Origin of the sequence: Marinicella sediminis, assembly GCF_002000055.1 — a bacterium.
Taxonomy (GTDB): domain Bacteria; phylum Pseudomonadota; class Gammaproteobacteria; order Xanthomonadales; family Marinicellaceae; genus Marinicella; species Marinicella sediminis.
In genome coordinates this window covers 76,132-99,565 of record NZ_MVBD01000005.1, presented here as the reverse complement: position 1 = coordinate 99,565, position 23,434 = coordinate 76,132, and the positions used below count along the sequence as shown (strand labels likewise).

Below are 23,434 nucleotides of genomic sequence, written 5' to 3'. Positions count from 1 at the left end.
TTCAAGGGCTATTTGCATCAGCTTGAGATTTGAGCTGTTCATCAGCTGCAACTTTTTCAGGCCACAGCACCGCCATTTGTTGATGCTGTCCATGCAGTTTATACCAGTAATACATCAGGTGGTTGAGCCGATGTTTAAACCAACCACTCAAGTCATCCAACCAGCAATACAAACAGGGAAGTAACAACAGGCTGATGATGGTGGAAAATGTCAAACCACCGATGATGGCACGGGCCATGGGGAAATAAGACGGGCCTTCTGTTCCACCCACCGAAGACATACTGACGCTCAACGGCAACAAGCCCACCACCGTGGTTGAGACAGTCATCAGTATCGGCCTGAGCCGGTCTTTTCCACCCTGTATCACTGCATCATAGCGGTTCATCCCCCTCAATCTGAGCTGATTGATGTGATCAATCAAGACGATGCCATTGTTGACAATCACCCCTATCAGGATCAACATACCGATACCGGCCATGATATTAAAAGTGGTCCCTGTGATGGCAAAGAACAAAAACGTACCGATGTAAGAAAACAGGATTGAAGTGATGACACACAATGGAAAGAATATGGATTCAAACATGGCTGCCATGATCATAAAAATCAAAATGATGGCGATATACAGATTTCTTTGCAGGTCATCCAAACTGAGGTTTAATCCCCTGCCCATTTGATCAAATGTCCAACTGTACCCAGCTGGAAAGGGTACGTTTTTCATTGCAGCTGTGATGGCTTCTTTGATTTCTTTGACATTGCCTTCATCCACAATATCCAGATCAACCTGAATTGAATTGGCCCGGTTCAGACGGAATAATCGCTGTGGCGACTGTGTCGAAGTGATGTCAGCCACATTTTCCAGTGGTATGGTGACTCCCAGGTTATTTTTGATCGGCAGGTTGCGTAACTGCTCCATTTCAAACTCGCCTTTTTGATAAAAACGCATTTTGACCGGAATCTCGCCACCTGCAGAGACAAACTCCTGTAAATTCATACCACGCATGGCGATGTTGACTGATTGAGCCACTTCTGTCGGGTTCAGTCCCAGGTTCAATGCCCGGTCACGATCCACCACCACCTGCAACTCTTCCCGGCTGTTCCGTTGCTCGACCTGAACATTGCTTACGCCTTCAACATTTTGCAATAAAAACAACACATCACCCAACAATTCCTCTCTCATCAAGGACGATGAATCGCCTTGTAAGTACAGTTTTAATCCTTGCGAACCTGTACTGCTACGCCAACGGAATGCGGGTGTTCCAATGGTGATTTTTGGCAAATTCTCGATGATTTCTTCTTTGACCTGTTTAACGGACTTGGTGGCCTTTTCTTCATCAATCAAGGTGATCAGTGTGCCGACGAAACCATTTTCTTCGTAGTATGTGTATACCGAATCAATTTCGAACTGTTGTTGATGAGCAAACAGGTAGTCTTCTATTCTGTCGACATCCTTTTTGATGCGATCCAGGGTGAAAGAACCATCCATGTGATATGGTAACCAAAAGTCCCGGTCCACTGACTGTCCGGTACCATCATCTTCCGAAGTCATGGCAGCGGCAATCGCACCAATAACCAACAGTACCACCAACAACAATAAGGTCAGATATCGATGATGAAGGAAAAAATTCAACAAACCGGCATAGTGACGTTTCAGAAAGAAACTGAACAAAAAGAAAAAACCAACGAATGACATCACCACAAAATTTTCAGCTGGGACGTCCATCACTCCGGCAAGTAACCATGTGCTCAAATACACGGCTACAATCAGCATCAGTTTCTGCCACCTGTTCAAGCCATTTAAATAATGACCAACAAAGGCGAAACGCCCCTGACGTTCGGTTTTCAGTCGAGGCCTGGTGAATTGGCTGATGGCCATTGGAACGGCTGAAATTGACAATGCCAGGGAAATTAACAAGGCTGCAATGATGGCCACTGCGACATGAGTTAAGAAAATTGCCAACAGATTGTCTTCACCAACAACAATGGGCAAGAACACACAAATGGTGGTCAGTGTACCTGCGATCACTGGAGTCATCACCGCACGCACGCCATCTACCACAGCCCTTTGAGGTTGTTCCGGAGTTTTTTGCTGCTCAGTAAAAACACTTTCAGTGATCACCACTGAATTATCCACCAACATCCCCACGGCCAACATCAACCCCATCAACGAAAGTGTATTCAGAGAGATCCCGGCAAAATACAAGACCCCTAAAGTGATGATAATGGAGACCGGAATCGATAGCGAAATAATCAATGTCATTGACACATTTCGCAGGAACACAAACAACACCACCAATGACAATACCGAGCCCATCAGACCTGCAGAAATGACATCACTGAGTGATTTCTTCACCCCTTCGGCCTGGTTATCAAGGAATATCAGCTTGATTCCTGTCAGTTGTGGGGTTTCTCCGATTTCTTCGATTTCATTCAAAACGTCTTCAGCGACCTGAACCAGATTGGCGGTTGATTCTTTATAAATTTCGATGCCAATGGAATATTTTTTATTCAGATGCCGGGCATAATTACGTTCACCATTGACCAAAGAAATGGTTGCCACATCTTTGAGTCTGATGTTTTTGTCATTAAGCAACAGATTTTTATAATCATCAATGTCATCTGATTTTGACTGCGGGGTTATCCTGATCACCTGATCATCGGTCAGGAAATTGCCTGAATTGATATTGAAATTAATGTCCCTGAGTTTTTCCTGCAACTCATTAAAGCCAATGCCATATCGTTTCATTCGCTCATTGTCCAACTTAATGCTAATCTCCAGCGGTTCAATCCCCTGCAAATCAACCCTGGCGACACCAGGTACACGTTGCAACGGTTTGATCAAATACTGGTTCAACAAATCATAGGCACCTTCCAGATTTCGATCACCGGTGATTCTGAGCCTCATGATGGAATCCTCTCCGGCTTCCGCTTTGTTTACCCTGATGTACCTGACATCATCCGGCAAATCTTTTCTGACCAAATCAATTTGTTCTTTAATCAACATGGCTTTCTCATCCACATCAACCCCTGAAGCGAATTGAATGTTGACGTTGGCGCCATTGGTACCGGAATTGGAATTCAAACGCTCTATGTCACCAATGGTGGCAATGGCCTCCTCCAAAGGCCGGGTAATCGATCGCTCAACTTCTGCCGGAGTACCTGCCTCATAAGGCACAAACACATTGAAAAATGGAAACTTGATATCCGGCATGCTTTCCAGTGGCAACAACCTGGATGAAATCATACCTATGGTCACCAAGGTCAAAAACATCATGGTAATGGTCACTGGGCGACGCAATGAAAATGCCGCCAATCGAGTCAAACCGGTGATTGGTCTTGCTTCAGTTGCTTGCTTTTGTTCGCTCATCAGAATCTCTGGTTAACAGGGAAAACATCACCGGGATCACCACCAGGGTGAGCATGGTAGATACCAACAGACCACCGATGACAGTAATCGCCATGGGGGCCCTGATTTCGCTGCCCGCGGATGAATCTCCCCAGGTCATGACCATAGGCAATAAGCCCAATACTGTGGTCAAGGTGGTCATGATTATGGGTCGCAGCCTGGCCTGACCCGACTCAATAATGGCAACAGTCAGTGGCACGCCCTTATTGATCATTTGTTTGATCAGATCAATCAAAACAATGGCATTGTTCACCACGATCCCAGCCAACATTATCAACCCAATGAACACCACCACTGAAACCGTGGTTCCCGTCAGGTATAAGCCCCAAATGGCACCAATGAATGCCAGCGGGACAGAGAAAATAATCACAAACGGATGGATGAATGATTCAAACTGTGATGCCAAAATCATATAAACCAAAAACACTGCCAGCGTAAGAGCGAAAATCATCGATTTGTTCGATGATTCCAGATCTTCATTCTGACCTGTGACTTTGGCATACACCAGGGGATGAATTTCCAGTTCGGTGATTTCCTGTTTTAACCAACTGACCGCTTCACCCAGCGAAACGCCCTGAATGTCAGCAGAAACCACAACGGCACGATCCTGGTTTCTGCGATTAATCTGCCCAGGTCCCTCTGACAACCTGACCTCAGCCACATCACTCAAGCGAACAGGTGATTCACTGGCAGGATTGATGATCAGATTTCGAATGTCCTCAACTGAGTTCCTTTGATCCTCAATGGTTCTGACCCTTAACTCTACTTTCTGGTCCTGCCAATGAACTGTGGTCTCAACTTTACCCAATACATTGTTGACGACATTATTGGCTACCTGAGCCACATTCATCCCCAGAGAAGCCACTTTTTCCTGATCAAAATACAATTGAACTTCTGGATTGCCACGCTCTACGCCGTCGTCAACATTGATAAAACGACCGTCAGCATTCAACAACTCAGCCACCAAAACAGCTCCTTCTTCAAGCAGAGCCAGGTCGTAACCAACCAATTCCACTTCAATCGGTGTAGCAAGATCAAAAAACTGGCCCGTTTCAAGTTCACTTTGTACGCCGGGCTGTGCCGCGAAGGCTTCTGTTAACCGTTGCTGAATCTGCTGTTTGTCTGCATTGGCTTTTAAATTCAGCACAATTTGACCTGAATTTTCACCACCGGTCAAAGGCGAAGTATCCAGCTGATTGCCTTCACCGCTGTAACCATAAACCAACGCCACATCAGCCAGATCAGCGAACTCCTGACTCATTGTCTGAAACAATTGATCGGTTCGTTCAATGGTTTCACCCTCCGCCAATTGAAAGTTCAACTTAATCTTATTGGCATCCAGATCAGGAATTAATTCCAGACCCAGTTTTGGAACCAGAGACAAGGAACCGGCAAAAGTCATCCCGGCGACCAGCATAACCACCAATCGGTTGCGCAAGGCCCAAGGCAATACCCTGGAGTAGATCGACAACAGTGTTTCATACAATTGAATGACAATGGCTGACGGGATGGCCAGCAGCCATCTTAACAGTTGTGCCACCCAGGAAATAATCCAGGTAAATAACCGCAAAACCGCATCAATCAGATCGTTGAAAATAAACTTGCGGGTTCTCCTGACCTTTTGCCCCATCTTGGTTTTAACCTGATATGACTGTTGACCAACGTCAACCGTGGTCTTCATATTTTTGTGTGTCAGGCTTGATAACATAGGAATCAGAATCAAAGCAAACACCAATGAAACGATCAGTGTAAATGTCACTGTCAAAGCCTGGTCTTTGAACAATTGTCCTGCAATACCTTCGACAAATACCAAAGGTAAAAACACAGCAATGGTGGTAAGTGTTGATGCCGTGATGGCACCACCCACTTCTCTGGCGCCGTCTTTCACTGCATCCAAATGGGATGTTTTGCGCTTGAACTTTGCAGCGATGTTTTCCAACACCACAATTCCATTATCCACCAGCAGTCCAACAGCCAGTGCGATTCCACCCAATGACATGATGTTAAAACTCACACCAGCCTGATACATGAAGAAAAAACCGGATATGACAGATACCGGGATCAAAAGACCAATGATGGCAGTGGCCATCACATCGCGCAAAAAAAGGTAAATCATCAGTACCGCCAATAACCCACCAATGATGGCCGCGCTGATGACATTATCAATGGCATCTTTGATGAACAATGACTGGTCATCGATGATACTCAACCGGGTGTTTTCCGGAAGTTCATCTTTAATTTCTTCGAGTTTTTCCTTCACCGCTTCTGCCACAGCGACTGTGTTGCTATCGCCTTCTTTATAAATGGCAATTTCAATGGCCTCTTTGCCATTTAACCGGTTTATGGATTTACGGTCCTTATGGCCCAATACAACATCTGCAACATCATTGATGCGGATGATTCTGCCATCTTTTTTAGTGATGATCAGATCTTTGATCGCATTGAGGTTGCGAAACTGGTTAACCGTGCGAACCAAAAACATCTTACTGCCTTGTTTGATTGATCCACCTGATAGATTGATGTTTTCCTGTCTTAAGCGTGATGAAATATCACTGATACTTAAGCCAAGTTGAGACAATTTAAACTGATCTGGTAAGATCTCTATTTCTTTTTCATAGCCTCCACTGATTTTAACAGCAGCAACACCAGACAATGGGTCCAGCTTTTTTTTCAAACTGAAATCAGCATAAGATCGCAATTGTTTCAATTGATTGATGTCATCAACGCCCTCCAAACTGAATGACAACTGCATGATCGGATCTGTGGATGGATTGAAGCGCAGCAGAATCGGAGTTTCTGCGTCCAATGGGAGTTGTACTGCATCCATCCTGTCACGGACATCGTAAGCCGCTCTTTTGATGTCAGCATCCCAATTAAATTGTAGTTTGACATCCGATCGACCCGTCGTAGAAACTGAATATATTTTCGCGATACCCTTGACCACACCTACACTTTCTTCAATCGGTTTGGTGATCAACAACTCGATTTCCTCAGGTCCGGCATTTTCAAACTCTGTCCTGATCGTAAAAGTTGGGTATTCCAGGGAAGGCAATAAAGTCACAGGCATTTCTTTCATGGCAATGTAGCCAAACAAGATGAAGCCAATGGCCAGCATACATACGGTAACCCGCCTGTTTATGGCAAATTCTGTGATACCTTTGATCATAAGGACGCGTCGTAGTTAACGATGTTGATGTGTGAATCAGGTGTGAGGTTATTTTTTCCAGTCGTAATCACAACTTCACCTGCATCCAGGCCAGCAGTGATTTCAAACGTATCATCCATCTCATATCCCAGGCTAACTGATTTTTTGATGACTTTGTCATCACCATCAGCCACAAACACAAATACGTTATCATCTTCCCTGATAACCGCATCTTTATTTACCAAAACAGCCTCAGAACGTTGATCATAAATGATGTATGCTTTGGCAAACAAACCAGGTCGGAGTAATTGAGTTTGGTTATCTACTGAAACTGTGACTTCAAAAGTTCCTGTTGACGAATCAACCATTGGACTTACTCTGATGACTTTGCCAAACTCAATCTGCTCATTCAATGCATCAAACTCATATTTAACTTCAAGCCCGGCTTTCATGATGCTCCAATGATGTTCCGGGACATCTATTTTGGCTTGCAAAGAGCCAAAATCAACCACATCAAAAACAGCCGTTGCATTTTGAATTAAATTGCCAATCTTGACGTGTCGTTTGACCACCACACCATCAAATGGAGCCCTGACTTTGGTGAATGACAGGTTCATTTTTGCCTGGTCCAATGAGGCTTTAAGGGCTTCTGTTTCAAATCTCAGGTTGTCCAGTTGTTCCTGGTTAGTTAAACCCTTATCAACCAATTGTTTGGCTCGCTCGTAATTACTCAAACTTTTTTTATAATTTGCCTGAGCACTTTGTAACGACAATTGTTGTTCATCTGATTCAAGAACCAATAAAACATCTCCTTGTTTAACCAGGTCACCTTCTTCCACTACGACATCAAGAATGATACCACTGGTTTTGGTGGTGACTGTGGCAGCCCGATCAGCTTCAAGAACTGCGGTTGATCGGAATGTAGCTTGCGAATCACCCAAGAAAGACTGATCAGCTTCTACGTTGATGATGATTTTATCTTCCTCTTTATCCTTGTCTTTTTGACTGTCCTCAGCCGGTGGTCTTTGACATGCCAAAAGCAGCATGCATGTAATTGAAGTCCAGAAAATTCTCATAACGCCATTAATTTTTGTAATCATCATATTGTATTGATATATCAGTCAAGTTCATGTGTATTTAGTCACCAAAAAAAAACCCACCAAATGGTGGGTTTTTTTTATTCAATGAATGAATCTTAAGGTCCACATCCCGGAGGCAATGGTGAAGTGTTCAAGGTACATAAGTCAATACCATTGAATGTCACTGTTGCCGTAGGACTGCCTTCACCAGTGGTGAAGTCACAAGTACCAGAGAATGACTCATTGATGCCATCAAGTGCGGCAAAAATATTGGATGTAGTCATACCATTTTCATCTGTGGCGCCTGGCTCTACCTGCACACGCAATTCACCACCGCTGGATTGACAACTCACAAACAATGGTACATTGGGAATGCCCTGGCCATTTCCGCCGAACAGGAACAGGTCAATGATCTTCACACCACTGTTGTTATGGAAGGCTGGTGTGGCAGACAAATAGATCGCACCTGGATCAGCTACTTGAATACAAACATTATCATTATCAGTTTGACAAGTGATGTTCCCAACATTAAATACGTAACCAGTATCGGTTCCTGATGTAATGATTCCAGTAGGATTAGCGATACCAGTGGCACAACCATCGGCACCTGATCTGTTATCCATGATACCTGATCCCAGAACACCATCGATGAATCCATTTCCAGTACCCAGGAAAGCCCATTGAATGTTGGCTCCCTGAATAGGATGTTGTGCTGCGTCATACACACAAACAGTTACTGCTGTTTCCATGTTAGCTGGAATGACACTGGGCGCTACGGTGATGAATGCATTCAGCCCAGCAGATGGGATTGACGCAATACCTGGATACAAAATCAATTCAGAATCAGTAACGGAGCGTGTGACATTATTGACAGTTACACCCTGTCCTTTGGCATAAATACCCGCAATTTTGCCTAACTTGGATACCGGATAGTTGATTTCTGTGGAAGCCACACCATTGTCATCAATGTTGGCTGTAGCCAAAATGTTGCCATCAACAGCTCGACCAACTATGTAAGGGAAGATACCTAAATCATTCACAATGGTTCCTGTCAGGTCATTGCGGTTAAAGTCTTCCGCAATGGTTATTGACGTTTGTGAATTTACAGACTGAACTGTCACGGCACTTTCAAGGTCTTCATTACCAAGGATTTCTTCACCGAATACCAACAAAGTATCACCTGGTTGAGCACCACCACCGGCAGTTTGAAATTCTCCGCCAACTGATGTGAACAGTGAACCACCTTCTTGCGGATCACCATCAGTTCCTGAAATCACAAATGTGCCAGGACCATCCTGTGGAAAACCTACGATTGGGCTATCAATCAAACCAAATTGAATTTGTTGCGGTAATGCAGGGTTGCCACCTTTGTCTGTTCCAATGGCACTGATGGTCATGGTGTAGGTACCATCAAGGTTACCAAGTCCGGTTTCGGTTGATACCTGATCAGATACGTTATTGATGAACAGATTATTGAGGTTAGGAATGGTGATATCCAGGCCAAATAATATACCATCACTGATGGCAAAACTTCGTTGAGCAGTGATAGGATCCTGCAGCCCATTATCTACGTTGTTATCAGCTCGGTCTGTGGTAGTGGTCATGATCACAGTATTGGCTGAATTACCACTCAGCAGCTGCAAGCTGGCCACACCATTGTTGGTTGGGATATTGATTGAACTACCCTGAACATTTTGACCCTGAGCATTCACACCAGAAATTTTTTCGCCACTGTTTGGCCCATCCGTATTGATGTCAACCATCACGTTATTGAAACCATTAGGATTGCCAACCGGAACATCAGAGGCATCAACAAACACCTGAACAACCTGAGATTGTGCCCCACCAGATCCATTGATGTAGTTGGCACCAGAACCAACTAAGCGGATGCTGGTTGGCAGATCTGTACTGCCACCTGATACCACTTCAATGTCATATTGAGTGGCAATTGTTTCACCCGTGAATTGATCAAATGCATTGACTGTTATGGTGGCAATGCCCGGATCGCGGGGCCAAATAAATATCTTACCTTTACCTGCTACCATATCAACCGGTGCGGAACCCAGGGTAACAAAAATTTCATTAATTTCTTCAGTGGTTGGATCATCCAATGTAGAAAATGCAGCCACACTGAGTGGGTTGATAGAAACTTCAACGGTAGATTGATCACCAGTTGCACCCGGGCTGACAAAATTGCCCAGTGGGTCTCTGAAACTGATCTCAGCTTCGGTGTTGTAAACCGTTCTGAATGCTTGCTGTGGGGTTAAATCAAACACATTGGCTGGTAAGCTTTGTTGTACTGCTTCAACTTCTAAACGCTCAAAAGGTTCCGGACCTTGTGTGATGGTGTAGTTGAAAGTTGCTCTGGAAGTACGACCGGTTTGTGGATCGACTGCAGAGGCTGTCAAAGTCACCGTACCAGGAGCAACGGCATGAATAAAAAATGTTCCTGTACCACCTGCTGAATCTGATCCGACAGAGCCAAACAAGGTTGTGAACTCATTTATGTCAGTTGTTTCAGGATCATCCAAGCGCGAAATGGGAGCAACCTGTACATCAGAAGTACTCAATTGGATGTTTGTATCATCGGTAATGGGGGTGCCATTATCGAATGTAACAGTCACGGTTAACTGAGTGAAAAAAGGTGAGTCCAGTGTAATGGGAAAGTTATTGGTATTAGCTGGTAAAGACGGCGATGCTGCACTGAACGAAATGCGCAAATTTGAAACCGAAGGACCAGGCGAAGTTCCCCCACTGTCACTACTTCCACCGCAGGCTGCTAACATCATAGCGGCCACAGAACAGACAATGATTTGTTTTGTAAATTTAAACATAGTTAACCTTTTAATCTCTTATAAACTTTCTTTAATTATTGTAGGAGTTACGAATATCAACAACTCCGCTTTATCGTCCTGTACAGTTTTGTTTCTGAACAGATTACCCAATCCCGGGATGTCACCCAGTACGGGAACTTTGGATCTGGTGGTTCTTCTTACTTGTTCATATATACCACCCAATACCACTGTTTGGCCATTATTAACCAGCACCCTGGTTTCAACGGATCGGGTGTCAATGGAAGGTACACTACCACCCAATGAAGTTGATACTTCTTCACCAATGGCATCCTGATCAACTTTTAATGTCAGGTCTATACGCTCATCCGGAGTGATTAAAGGAACGACATTCAATGACAACACAGCATCTTTAAATTCAATTGACGTTGCACCACTTGAGGTGGCTTGTTCATAAGGTATTTGCACACCTTGTTTGATGATGGCTTGAGTCTGATTCGCTGTGATAACCCTTGGTGATGAAATCACTTCACCACGGTCTTCTGTCTCAAGTGCACTTAATTCAAGATCAAGCAGAAAATCAGCAGCCAGGATACTGGCAGCCCATCTTCCGGCCGTACTGGCGGCAGATGGCAGGTTAACATTCAAACGTTCGCCCAATGGTGGTCCTGGAATGGGATCAGATAATTCAGTCGATGGTGTCACAGTAGGCAATCCTGAACCACTAGGTGACACATATCTTCTGTTCAGTGCAGCATTGTTCAATCGATCAACTGCTGATGCACTACCACCGGTACTGATGATGTTGCCATATTTGTCTTCATGAGAACCAGTCACGCCAAATCGAACACCCAGTTCATCACCGAATTTCTCTGAAGCAACCACAATTCTGGACTCAATTTGTACTTGTTGTACAGAACGATCCAAGGTATTTACCAATTCTTGAATGACTTTTAACCGATCAGGAACGTCTGATATCAGCAGGGTATTGGTTCGCTCATCGAAAGCCACATTTCCCCGATCAGAAAGCATGGATGTCCCAGAAGCTTCACCTTCAACTGTTCCACTGATCAAACTGGCCAAATCTGAAGCTTTGGCATAATTAACCTGAATGAACACATTGTCCAAAGGCTCAAGTTCTTCTTTTTTACTCAGTGCTTCAAGTTTTTCCTGCTCACGTTGAGCAATTTCTGCCGCAGGAGCAACCCAAATCACATCACCGGCTCTTCTTTGATCTAATTGTTTGCTTTGTAAGACAATATCAAGCGCCTGGTCCCAGGGAACATTGTTCAGACGCAATGTCACATTACCCTGTACGTTATCTGCCACCACAATGTTTAATTGTGAAGCATCTGCAATCAACTGAATCACAGACCTGACCGGAATATCCTGAAAGTTAAATGACACCAGGTTTCCAACATAGACAATTTCATCATCAAGTAATTTTGATTTATCGCCATCATCCAGATTTCGTTCTTTGACTTCAACGGTGTATCGGTTACCGGTTTGGTAAGCCATTTTATCCACAATACCATTGGACTCAATTTCTATTTTTACATCAGTACCACTTTGACGGGCATCAACGAATGTCACTGGAGTTGCAAAATCGATCACATCCAACTTTCGATCCATGGCTTCAGTTAAATTTGAATTATTGATTTCAACAATGATTTTTCCATTGATTTCAGATAAATTAATCCCGGTATCAGGCCTGCTTAATTCAACACTGATGACCCCCTGGCCTTCATCACCTCTTCTGAAATCAATGAAATCAACAGAGCTTTGTGTGGCCGATACAGTCCGGTTAAAACTCCTTCTGGAATCAGTCAATGACAATTCAATGACGTTTCCTTTGATGTCCAGGCTGTGTTGCGCTTCATTCATCAAATCAACCACGACCCGGGTTTTGTTATTGGCTGAAACCAACCTCAAACCTTTGGCGCTACCTGTACCAATATTGATGTTTCTTTGATTGGTGTTATTGCTGGTACCAGCGAAATCCAGAGCCAGTCTTGGAGGCAAGTTTGTTGAAAAAACTTCTGGCAATGTGGGCGCACCATCAAACTCAAATTCAATGATGACTGCACCATTCTCACCTGTCTTAACGTCTATGTTATTGATGGCATTTTGCGCATAAACATGGCCAAAAGACATGAGTAAAATAATCAATATACACTTGTATTTTGTCATGTTATTTTCTGATGTTAAAAATTGCTTATTCATACATATACTCACTGTTATTCTTCTTTTAAAGCCATGGCTGCTTCACGTTCCCGCCAAGCTCCTAAGCCATCATTCAACCATTCGGTTAATTGAATTTCATTTTCATATATGGCAGTCACCTGACCATAATTATGACCCAGAAAATGACCATTCGATACCCGGTGAATGGTACCTTCAGGATCAACCACCAATGCCCAGTAATTATCATCTTGCTGATAAGTACCAACCATCAATAAACTGTCAAGTGGAAATGTTTCAAGGAACTCTTTCCGTCTAGTCAGATCAGGACCTCTGCCATCTTCTGCCATTGCCAGGTTTTCAGCTTGCTCATCCTCATCGACCTCCAGGTCATTTGAAAATGGATCTCTTAAACCAGTAGCACTGTACTCAAACACTTCATGCGGCGTCAGTTGTGGCAATGGATCAATGGCTGGAACAGGAACATTTTTCTGCCTGGCCATGAATTCATTCAAATCAGTCATGTCATTAGCACATCCGGCCATCAACAAAACAAACATCAGCAAAACACCTCTTTTCATTTTCGACCTCCTGATGCCTGAGTATCTGCAGGTGCGACTTCGTCTTCATCAAGGTAACGGTAGGTTTTCGCAGTACCTTCCAACAGCAACTGCCCACCCAGCAACGAATCTCCAACAGGTTTCAATGAAATGTCATGCATGGTCAGGATCACAACCCTGGGCAGCGATGCCACCCCACTGACAAAATTACCAAACTCATGGTAATTACCTTTCATCCGTAAGGAAATTGGTTTTTCAGCATAAAAGTCTTTCAGAGCTTCAGCACCTGGTTCGAACAATTCATTCTCGATGCCACTGGCCAATGCGGTTTGCGACACATCAACAATTAAATCAGACATTTCATTTTTGCTGGGCAACTGCCTCAGCATGGATTGCAGAATAATTTCCATTTCTTCCAATTGATCCCGATAGTCGTCCAGTTGTGCAGCTTTAAGGTGCTTAGATGCATAGCTGTTCTTCAATGTGACTTCTTTCTTTTGCAATCCATCCAGTGAGGCCATCATGTCTTTAACTTTCAGAAAATAACCCAACACCAAAATCACAATCAGCAACATCACTGCTGCGCCAACTTTAATTGGCGTGGACCACCCACCAGGATTGCTGGTGTCTAAACTTTGAATTTCGTCAATAATGCTCATGAAACGCCCTCATCGGTGTCTTTTTTACGATTTGGATTGATCAGCTTTACACTGAGTTTGAACTTTTGTTCATGCGAAACAAGGGTGGTATCTGCTTTGATATAATCCAATTCAATTTTTTCAAACCAGGAAGAGCTGTCCAACCTGCGCATGTAATCAGAAACCCTGGAGTGAGATTGCGAATAGCCTTCCATTGACAGGGTGGTTCCTTTCTGCGTGATTTTCTCAAGAAAAACCCCGTTGGGTATGGTTTTAACCAACTCATCAAACAGGTGAACCATTTGCGTCCTGCTGGACTGCAGTTCTTCAATGACAGTTTGCCTGGCAATCAAATTAGCCTTTTGTTTTTCCAGTTTTTTGATTTCTTCAATTTGCTGATCAAGCTTGGTGATTTCTCTGTCCAGAAACGTGTTACGCTGCTTTTGGTACTGAATACTTTGATCAAAATAGTAAAAAGTCAAACCAAACAAAAGCACCGCTACTGCAGCAGCGACACCGAGCAACATGTAAAACTCTTTGGTTAATTGCTGACGCCTCTCTTCACGCCAAGGTAGTAAATTAATCTTTGCCATAATCAGTCAAAATTCCTCAACGCCAAACCGACAACAGACATCATTGCCGGAGAATCTGCTTCCAGAGCTTCTCTGCTCACCTTGGAAGACAGTTTAAAATTATTAACAGGGTTGATGATTTCCGTAGGCACACCCACCTGATCTTCTACCAAAGCATCAATCTCAGGGATGGATGCACATCCTCCACCTAGCAAAATGCGATCCACATTGCCAAACTCAGTGGCTGAAAAGAAGAACTGTAACGCCCTGCTGACTTGTTGAACCAACGTATCCTTGAATGATTGCAACACTTCTGTTTCATAACTGTCCGGTAAACCGCCCTGACGTTTTGCCAGTCCAGCCTCGTCATATGACAAGCCATACCGCTGCATGATTTCCTCAGTTAATTGACGACCGCCGAATGATTGTTCGCGACTGTATATGCCGGTTTTCTTATGCATGGCGTGCATGGTGGTGGTGTTGGCGCCAATATCAAACAGAGCAACCACTTCATTGTCATCAATGCCATAGTCATCTTTCACCATATTAAAACAGCGCTCGATGGCAAATGCTTCCACATCCACCACTTTCAAATCCAGCCCAGCACCCACAAATGCTTCAATAAACACATCAACATTTTCGGAACGGGAACTGGCAATCAGTATGTTATTCACATCCGGATTGTTTTCAACCGGGCCCAGCACACAAAAGTCCAGACTAACTTCATCAATCGGATACGGAATATATTGTGTGGCATCGAGTTCAAGCTGTACTTCCAACTCGTCTTCAGTCAACTCACTGGGCATTTGTATGATTTTAGTGATCACAGAAGAACCGGACACTGCCGTGGCAGCGTTTTTAACTTTAATACCGGCCTTATTAAATGCTTTACTGATGGCTGCTGATACCAGATCAACTTCTGCAATACTGTTATCAACCACTGCATTGACCGCCAGAGGTTCGACGGCATACCTTTCAACTTTTATGTTGTCCAGACTGCCTGACAGCTGCAGTATCTTGACTGCGGAAGAACTGACGTCAACGCCAACCAACTGGATTTTTTTACGACCTAACAACTGCAAAACATTCTCTCTCTTAAGTAGTTATCAATAACACATGGATTTCAGGATCATTGTCCCACATGAATGATTCTTTTCTGTGTGACTAATCACATTTTCCATATATACTTTACTTTTTTTAAGAAGCCATTGCAAGAATAACCTTTAAAGTATTGAATAATCAAGACATATTTAATATTTATATGGGTTTTTTTACTGTCTTGAGGTGACCAGCTCACAGCAGTCAATGACCAAGGATTTAATGACATCGGCTTAAGCTATAAAAGGAATGGTGGGCCTGGTAGGACTCGAACCTACGACCAATGGATTATGAGTCCACTGCTCTAACCAACTGAGCTACAGGCCCTCAAAGGGGTTGCGGAATTATAACTGAAGGTTTTTTTCAATGCATCAATTAAATGATCACCGCTGAATGCTTTTCAAAGCCAAATAAACAGGCAACAACAACTTCAACTTTGATTTCAATGACGCAATGGAATCATGATTAACCAACACATCATCAGCCAGTGCCAGTTTAGTCAACCTGTCCGGCTGTGAATCAATGATTTTATGCGCCATCTCCTGACCAACCTGATCCCGCGACATCACTCGTTTTAGTTGTACTTGCTGGCTCACATCGATCATCAATACACGATCAATTGCATAAGCGTTCACAACCTGACTGGTCAGCAAAGGAATGACTATCACAGCCAGCTGGCGATCAATGCTCCTGAGATGACTGCCAACCCCTTGTTGAATCAGTGGATGTAAAATGGCATTGAGTTTCTTCAGCTTATCGACATCATTGAAAACCAACTGTTTAAGCGCGCTCCGGTCCAGACCACCTTCCTTGTTCATCACCCGCCCACCAAATTCTTCACGAATAAGAGAAAGACCCTGACTCCCGGGCTGCACCACTTCACGTGCCACCACATCGGTATCTATGACCGGCAATCCGAGATCAGCCAAATAATCAGAAGCAATGGTTTTACCCGATGCAATCCCACCGGTCAGTGCAATCAGCATCACTGACATACTTCAACACACATTCAGAGCAGCAAGAGATCCAACAGACTGCCATCAGTAAAATAAGCCACCAATATCCCGACTGAGAGATAGGGACCAAATGGAATTTTCTTTTGCCCAAGACCGAATGCAGCCAACAGCAAAGTCAGCAGCAGCCCAGTCACAGATGCAACCATCAACACACCAATCAGCGCTTCTGCACCGATCCAGGCGCCGCCTGCTGCAAGCAATTTAAAGTCACCATAGCCCATACCTTCTTTGCCGGTCAGCAATTTGAACAACTGGAATACCAGCCACAATGACAAGTACCCCACCAGGGCTCCGGTGATGGCTTGCGCCGGGGAAATGGTTAAGTCAAATAAACTACAGAACAACCCCAGCCACAACAAAGACAAACTCAATTGATCAGGAATCAAATATGTATCGATGTCAATCCAGGTGATGACCAACAAAAACCAAATCAACATCAACACAGACAAAAGCTGCCAGCTGAAACCATAATAAAAAGCCGCCAGCGCCGCCAGCAATCCACTGAATAATTCAATCAATGGGTAACGGATCGAAATCCTGTTCTGACAAAAGTGACATCGCCCCCTGAGTATCAGGTAGCTGATCACTGGAATGTTGTGCCATGCTGACAGTTGCTCCTTACACTTGGGACAGTGCGATCTGGCGAACACCAGACCAGGTGGTTTACTCTGATCAAATGGGGTTTCGGTGAATTCAGCGTAATCTTTCTTCCAGTCATATTCTAGCACCGGTGGGTAACGCAGTATGACCACATTCAAAAAACTACCCACGATCAAACCAACCACAAACAAAACAACCACCAAAAGCAATGGTGATTGTTGGAACAAACTGATTAAGTCCATATTAAAAGACAGACGCCATTTTGAAGATCGGCAGGTACATGGCAACCACCATCACACCCACTAAACCACCAACCAATACCATAATAATGGGCTCAAGCAAACTACTCAATGCATCCACGGCATTGGAAACCTCTTGCTCATAATAGTCTGCAACTTTCGCCAACATGGCGTCCAGATTACCAGACTCCTCACCAATGGAAGCCATTTGCACCACCATATGAGGAAACAATCCAGTCTGGCTCATGGACAATTGCAATTGATGACCGGTACTGACATCTTCTTTGATTTTCAGCACCGCATCTCTGAACACCACATTACCCACAGCTCCGGATACCGTGTCCAGACCTTCAACCAGCGGTACACCGGCAGCGAATGTAGTGGACAATGTCCTGGAAAAACGCGCCACTGCGGCATTGAATAGAATGCCACCAACAATCGGTATTTTCAGCGATAAGCGATCAAGCGCATGGGCAAACTTAAGCGACCTCTTTTTAAAATACACGAAAGCCCATACCCCACCGATCAAACCCCCAAGTACCATCCACCAATACTTCTGCATGGCTTTGGATGCATCCACCACCATCAGGGTCAAGCCTGGCAGGTCTGCACCAAAACTGGTGAACATGTTCTGAAACTCTGGAACCACTTTGACCAGCAACAAAATCGTCACACCAATGGCAACGAATAAAACAGCCGCCGGGTAAAACAATGCCTTTTTAATTTTTCCTTTGATCTCTTCTGTGCGTTCTTTATAAGATGCAATGGTGTCCAGCAACTCATCGAGCACACCGGCTTTCTCACCCGCATTAACAAGGTTGCAATACAATTCGTCGAAGTGAACCGGGTGCTTACCCAAAGATTCGGCCAATGTCGAGCCCGATTGTATCTCGGTTTTCACTTCATTCAGCATCTTGGCCATTCTGGGGTTGGATTGACCACTTTCGATGATTTCAAAGGCTTGCACCATCGGCACGCCTGATTCCATCATGGTCGCCAACTGCCGGCTGAACAATGAGATATCCTGTGCAGTGATGGCTTTGCCACCGGAAAACAGAGATTTGCGCTTTTTGTAGATCTTTTTGACCTGAATACCTTGCCTGCGCAGCTCGTTTTTGGCCAGTGTTGAAGACTTGGCCTGCTGCTCACCCTTCATTTTTTTGCCGACCTTATCGATGCCGACCCATTCAAAAGTTTGTAGTTCGTCGATTCTTTGCACTTTTGCCATAATATTAATCCACAGTGACCCGATTGGCTTCAACCAACCCGGTGATGCCATTCTTGACTTTCAGTAAAGCTGATTTACGAAGATTGGAAATGCCGTCTTTTTCAGCTTGTTCAGCAATCTCCAGGGAGTTGCCACCATTTAATATGATTTTCTTGATGTTTTCTGTGATGGGCATCACTTCATATATACCCACCCTGCCTTTGTATCCTTCATTACACTTGGAACAACCCACCGGGTCAAAGATTGAACCCTCTTCAATGTCTTCGTCAGTAAATCCCGCCTCGAGCAAAACATCCCGCTCAAGTTCAGTGGGCTTTTTACAATCACACAGTCGCCTGGCCAGTCGTTGTGCAATGATCAAAGACACCGCTGAAACGATGTTGAAAGGTGCCACGCCCATGTTCATCATCCTGCTGACGGTTTCAGGCGCGTTATTGGTGTGCAACGTTGACAATACCATGTGGCCTGTTTGCGCTGCTTTGATGGCGATTTCCGCGGTTTCCAGATCCCGGATCTCACCCACCATGATCACGTCAGGATCCTGCCGCAGGAAGGACCGCAATGCAGCCGAAAAGGTCATGCCTTGTTTGGCGTTTTGTTGTACCTGATTGATGCCATTAACCCTGATTTCCACCGGATCCTCTACCGTTGATATGTTTCGACCTTCGGTGTTGAGAATGTTGAGCGCCGTGTACAAAGAAACGGTTTTACCGGAACCTGTCGGCCCGGTGACCAGCACCATGCCGTATGGCTTGACGATGGCATCCATAAACAGTTGTTTTTGCTCATCCTCATAACCCAGTTTATCAATGCCCATTTTCGCTGCCGAGGCATCCAGAACACGCATCACGATTTTTTCACCAAACAATGTCGGGCAAGTACTCAGCCTGAAGTCGATGGCTTTGGTTTTCGACAAATTCAGCTTAACCCTGCCATCCTGAGGTACGCGCTTTTCTGCAATGTCCAGCTTAGACATGACTTTCAGTCGGGAAGCAATTTTATTGGTCATGTTTTTCGGTGGTTTGACCACTGTTTTTAACATCCCATCGATGCGATACCTCACCCGGTAAGTCTTTTCATAGGGTTCAAAGTGAATATCAGAAGCACCGCGCTTGATGGCATCCAGCAAGACTTTATTGACCAGTTTAACCGCCGGAGAGTCAGCCACATCATCAACCGAATCGCTGACTTCTTCTTGTTCTTCATCATCGTACTCAAGGTTCTCCAACCCTTCATCGCCCAGATCGTCGAGAACTGAAGAAGACTCCTTCAACGCCTCTTCTATGGCCTCACCCAAATGATCCTGCCTGACCAAAATGGGCTCTACGGTGTGATTGGTATTGAAGCGCACTTCCTCTAACGCCCTGACATTGGTCGGATCTGAAATACCAATGAACACTTTCTTGGAACGCAGGAACAATGGCAGCACCTGGTGCTTTTCAATCAAAGATTCAGAAACCAGCTCCTTGGGAGTGGCAGCAAAATCCAGGGCTTTGACATCAAATATGGGCACCCCATATTCCTTGGAAGCGGCCTCGCAAAGCACGCCAGGATCAACAATCTTGTTGTCTATCAGATAGGTGAATAACGGGATTTTTTGCTTTCTGGAGGTCTCATTGGCTTCGGTAGCCACATCCATGTCAACCACACCTTCCTGGACCAGGCGACGCAATGCACCGCTCACCATTGTTTTTGTACCAGCTACATTCATTCGGTTTTCGCTTAATCAGTATTTGTGGCCATAATTACTCAATACTTTACATGAAAATATCAATTGTTTACAACTATTTAGCGGATTCATTTTAAGGAAAGTGCAAAACCTGCCCCTGCACCAAGTCACTGACTTGATTTGCCGCACCTTCCTGATCACTTTTTTGGCGCCACAAACCAACACCTGCATGCCTGAACAGTCCTTAAGACACTGACCATCCAGGCGACCAGTCTTTGTCCTTCCAGTGCCCAAAATAACAGTCCGGCATGCCCAGGCATGCCCAAGCCGATACCTCCGTAGCGGCAATCACCAGAGAAGCTGATCTAATTACAACTTTCACCCCAAAAACACCTGACTTTCAGCTAAAATACCCCGCGGTATAAATATTTGAATCAATCAGGAATTATCTAATATGAATTTTCATGAATATCAGGCAAAAGACTTATTTGCCCAGTACAACATACCCATCCCCAGGGGACAAGTGGCCCGCACTCCTGAAGAGGCCGTTGCAGCGGCTGAATCACTCGAGTGTGACATGTGGGTTGTCAAAGCTCAGGTTCATGCTGGTGGCCGGGGTAAAGCAGGTGGTGTAAAACTGGCAAAAACACTGGCAGAGGTCAAACAGTATGCCACTGACATGCTTGGCATGAAAATTCAGACTTATCAGACTGGCGGCCTGGCCTTGCCGGTCAATGAAGTGTTGATCACAGAAGCAGCTGACATCGAGCAGGAAATCTACCTGAGTCTGCTGGTAGACCGGGCCAGCAAATGCCTGTCGTTCGTGGCTTCAGCCGAGGGCGGTGTGGAAATTGAGGAAGTGGCCAGAACCAACCCTGAAAAAATTCACACCATCAAAATAGACAACACTGAAGGACTTTTCCCCTATGCTTGCCGTAAAGCCGGCTTCGCCATGGGACTGAATGGCAAACAAGTCCGGCAATTGACCCACATCATGATGCAAATGTATCAGATGTTCATCGATCTTGACCTGTCACTCATTGAAGTGAATCCATTGATCATTGATGATCAGAAGAACGTCGTTGCCCTGGATGCCAAAATCAATTCTGATGACAACGCCGATTTCAGACATCCTCAATTGGCTGATTTAAGAGACATCACTCAGGAAGACCCGGCAGAAGCCAAAGCCCATGAGCACGACCTGAACTACATCAAACTGGAAGGCAATATTGCATGTATGGTCAATGGCGCCGGCCTGGCCATGGCCACCATGGATGTGATCAAACTCAAAGGTGGTGATCCGGCCAATTTCCTGGACGTAGGTGGCGGAGCCACCGCTGAACGCGTAGCCATAGCCTTTAAGATCATCTTATCTGATCCCAATGTTGAATCGATTCTGGTCAACATCTTTGGCGGTATTGTACGTTGCGACCTGATTGCCGACGGCATCATCTCGGCCATCAAAGAAGTTGGTGTAAAAGTACCCATTGTGGTCAGACTGGAAGGCACCAATGTTGAAGCCGGCAAAAAAATTCTGGATGAAAGCGGACTGGCTGTCATTGCAGCCGATAATTTGGATGATGCAGCCAACAAAGCAGTGGCTGCTGTAGGAGCACAATCATGAGCGTATTAGTCAATAAAGACACCAGATTGCTGGTTCAGGGTTTCACTGGCTCACAAGGCACCTTTCACAGTGAACAAGCCATTGCCTATGGTACCAACCTGGTCGGTGGCGTCACCCCCGGCAAAGGCGGAACCAGCCACCTTGACCGACCGGTATTTAACACCGTTGCTGACGGCGTGAATGAGACTGGTGCCAATGCATCAGTGATTTTTGTACCACCACCATTTGCTGCCGATGCGATTCTGGAAGCAGTAGATGCCGGCATCAAACTGATTGTGACCATTACCGAAGGCATTCCTGTGCTGGACATGATGAAAGTCAGAACTGTATTGGACGCCAACCCAGAAGTGGTCATGATTGGTCCTAATTGTCCGGGAGTCATCACGCCGGGCGAATGCAAAATTGGTATCATGCCAGCGGCCATTCACCAACCCGGCAGAATTGGCATTGTTTCCAGATCAGGCACCCTGACTTATGAAGCGGTCCACCAAACCACTTCTGTGGGACTTGGCCAGTCCACCTGTATCGGCATCGGCGGTGACCCGATTCAGGGCACTAACTTCATTGATTGTCTGAAATGGTTTCAGGCTGATGACCAGACTGATGGTATCATCATGGTCGGTGAAATTGGTGGATCGGCAGAAGAAGAAGCCGCTGAATACATCAAAGAGCATGTCACCAAACCTGTGGTGTCTTATATTGCCGGTGTGACCGCACCTCCTGGCAAACGCATGGGACACGCTGGTGCCATCGTGGCAGGCGGCAAAGGCACCGCACAAGCCAAATACGAGGCCCTTGAGGCGGCCGGTGTCAAAACAGTTAAGTCACCCACTTTTCTGGGTGAAACCATCAAAGACCTGCTGGCTTGATATAACCATTCCAGCAACCAGGCCGGCAATTCAACTGCCGGCCTTTTTTTTATCCGTTCTGTTATTCAGAGCTGGCTGAACGCCTTAAACACAACCTTATTCAGGGATAATGCAGGCGATGGAATTTAACGTGAGCTGCACGGTTGATTGTGTTATATTGATTACGGTGGCGAGGATTGACTGACGGTTCAATCTAAACCCTGACATCAGAAGTAAACCCATTGCCCGCAAGCGCTGGCTACAACTTCTGTCCAAGCACACAAACCGGAGACAGACATGAAAACACTGACCACAACCATCATGACCTGCCTGCTGATGTTCGCCCAGACTGGCTGGGCAGAACAAAAAGTCAAAGCAGGACATTATGAACTCCACTACAACACGTTCCCATCAACATTTTTGGCCAAAGAAATCGCCAACACCTATCAAATTGTGCGATCCAAAAACCGCGGCATCATCAGTGTTTCGGTCTTGAATACCCGCAACACACCAGCAACTGCAGTTGAAGCCAATGTCGACATCCAGGCCAATAACCTGCTGAATCAAAACAAAGAAATCAAACTGTTCAAGATCGTTGAAGAAAATGAAGCTGTGTACTACCTGGGCACCTTCGCACTGAACAATCAGGAAGATGTAAATTTCAACATCACTGCCAAACCCATTGCAGACGAAGATATTGAATTGAACGTCAAATTTTCCAGAGAGTTTTTCACTGACTGAA

General features: G+C 45.0%; 16 protein-coding genes and 1 tRNA gene. 3 read left to right on the top strand and 14 right to left on the bottom strand.

The features are described 5' to 3' along the window. Position 1: 1 nt before the first annotated feature. The 14 genes from B0475_RS08455 to pilB form a co-directional block, all read right to left on the bottom strand. Complete coding sequence (locus tag B0475_RS08455; protein ID WP_077411378.1) at positions 2-3,364, bottom strand: efflux RND transporter permease subunit; 3,363 nt, start codon at positions 3,362-3,364, stop codon at positions 2-4. Continuing rightward, positions 3,339-6,569, bottom strand: coding sequence for an efflux RND transporter permease subunit (locus B0475_RS08450; RefSeq protein WP_077411377.1), 3,231 nt, complete (start codon positions 6,567-6,569; stop codon positions 3,339-3,341). Before B0475_RS08450 ends, B0475_RS08455 begins: the two co-directional genes overlap by 26 nt. Further along, positions 6,566-7,594 (bottom strand): efflux RND transporter periplasmic adaptor subunit, encoded by a 1,029-nt coding sequence (locus B0475_RS08445; protein WP_157892810.1) that lies wholly within the window; start codon positions 7,592-7,594, stop codon positions 6,566-6,568. The genes B0475_RS08450 and B0475_RS08445 overlap by 4 nt, the downstream gene beginning before the upstream one ends. A gap of 149 nt (positions 7,595-7,743) precedes the next feature. Beyond that, entirely contained in the window at positions 7,744-10,251 is a 2,508-nt protein-coding gene (locus tag B0475_RS08440; protein WP_157892809.1) for a hypothetical protein, read from the bottom strand. 228 nt (positions 10,252-10,479) lie between these two features. Beyond that, positions 10,480-12,609: a type IV pilus secretin PilQ gene (gene pilQ / locus B0475_RS08435; protein WP_198538173.1), complete on the bottom strand. Its 2,130-nt coding sequence runs from the start codon at positions 12,607-12,609 to the stop codon at positions 10,480-10,482. 47 nt (positions 12,610-12,656) lie between these two features. Continuing rightward, entirely contained in the window at positions 12,657-13,181 is a 525-nt protein-coding gene (locus B0475_RS08430) for a pilus assembly protein PilP (protein WP_077411373.1), read from the bottom strand. Next, on the bottom strand, positions 13,178-13,819 hold the full coding sequence (locus tag B0475_RS08425; protein WP_077411372.1) for a type IV pilus inner membrane component PilO: 642 nt from the start codon (positions 13,817-13,819) through the stop codon (positions 13,178-13,180). The genes B0475_RS08430 and B0475_RS08425 overlap by 4 nt, the downstream gene beginning before the upstream one ends. Further along, complete coding sequence (locus B0475_RS08420; RefSeq protein ID WP_077411371.1) at positions 13,816-14,391, bottom strand: PilN domain-containing protein; 576 nt, start codon at positions 14,389-14,391, stop codon at positions 13,816-13,818. The genes B0475_RS08425 and B0475_RS08420 overlap by 4 nt, the downstream gene beginning before the upstream one ends. 2 nt (positions 14,392-14,393) lie before the next feature. Beyond that, positions 14,394-15,452, bottom strand: coding sequence for a pilus assembly protein PilM (locus B0475_RS08415; protein WP_077411370.1), 1,059 nt, complete (start codon positions 15,450-15,452; stop codon positions 14,394-14,396). A gap of 266 nt (positions 15,453-15,718) precedes the next feature. Beyond that, a tRNA-Ile gene (locus tag B0475_RS08410) sits at positions 15,719-15,795 on the bottom strand. Positions 15,796-15,851: 56 nt separating this feature from the next. Then, positions 15,852-16,454 carry a dephospho-CoA kinase gene (coaE, locus tag B0475_RS08405; RefSeq protein WP_198538172.1) on the bottom strand — a complete coding sequence of 201 codons (603 nt, stop codon included), beginning with the start codon at positions 16,452-16,454 and terminating at the stop codon, positions 15,852-15,854. Between the two features lie 23 nt (positions 16,455-16,477). Continuing rightward, positions 16,478-17,326: a prepilin peptidase gene (locus B0475_RS08400; RefSeq protein ID WP_077411368.1), complete on the bottom strand. Its 849-nt coding sequence runs from the start codon at positions 17,324-17,326 to the stop codon at positions 16,478-16,480. A gap of 1 nt (position 17,327) precedes the next feature. Continuing rightward, complete coding sequence (locus B0475_RS08395; RefSeq protein WP_109862366.1) at positions 17,328-18,551, bottom strand: type II secretion system F family protein; 1,224 nt, start codon at positions 18,549-18,551, stop codon at positions 17,328-17,330. Between the two features lie 4 nt (positions 18,552-18,555). Further along, the gene (gene pilB, locus B0475_RS08390; protein ID WP_077411366.1) at positions 18,556-20,262 is read right to left on the bottom strand and encodes a type IV-A pilus assembly ATPase PilB; all 1,707 of its coding nucleotides are present in this window, start codon (positions 20,260-20,262) and stop codon (positions 18,556-18,558) included. Between the two features lie 412 nt (positions 20,263-20,674). Between pilB and sucC the strand changes: the two genes are divergently transcribed. The 3 genes from sucC to B0475_RS08375 all read left to right on the top strand — a co-directional run bounded on the left by sucC (position 20,675) and on the right by B0475_RS08375 (position 23,433). Continuing rightward, the gene (gene sucC, locus B0475_RS08385) at positions 20,675-21,844 is read left to right on the top strand and encodes an ADP-forming succinate--CoA ligase subunit beta (protein WP_077411365.1); all 1,170 of its coding nucleotides are present in this window, start codon (positions 20,675-20,677) and stop codon (positions 21,842-21,844) included. Next, positions 21,841-22,713: a succinate--CoA ligase subunit alpha gene (gene sucD / locus B0475_RS08380; protein ID WP_077411364.1), complete on the top strand. Its 873-nt coding sequence runs from the start codon at positions 21,841-21,843 to the stop codon at positions 22,711-22,713. The genes sucC and sucD overlap by 4 nt, the downstream gene beginning before the upstream one ends. A gap of 276 nt (positions 22,714-22,989) precedes the next feature. After that, complete coding sequence (locus B0475_RS08375) at positions 22,990-23,433, top strand: DUF4426 domain-containing protein (RefSeq protein ID WP_077411363.1); 444 nt, start codon at positions 22,990-22,992, stop codon at positions 23,431-23,433. Position 23,434 lies beyond the last annotated feature (1 nt).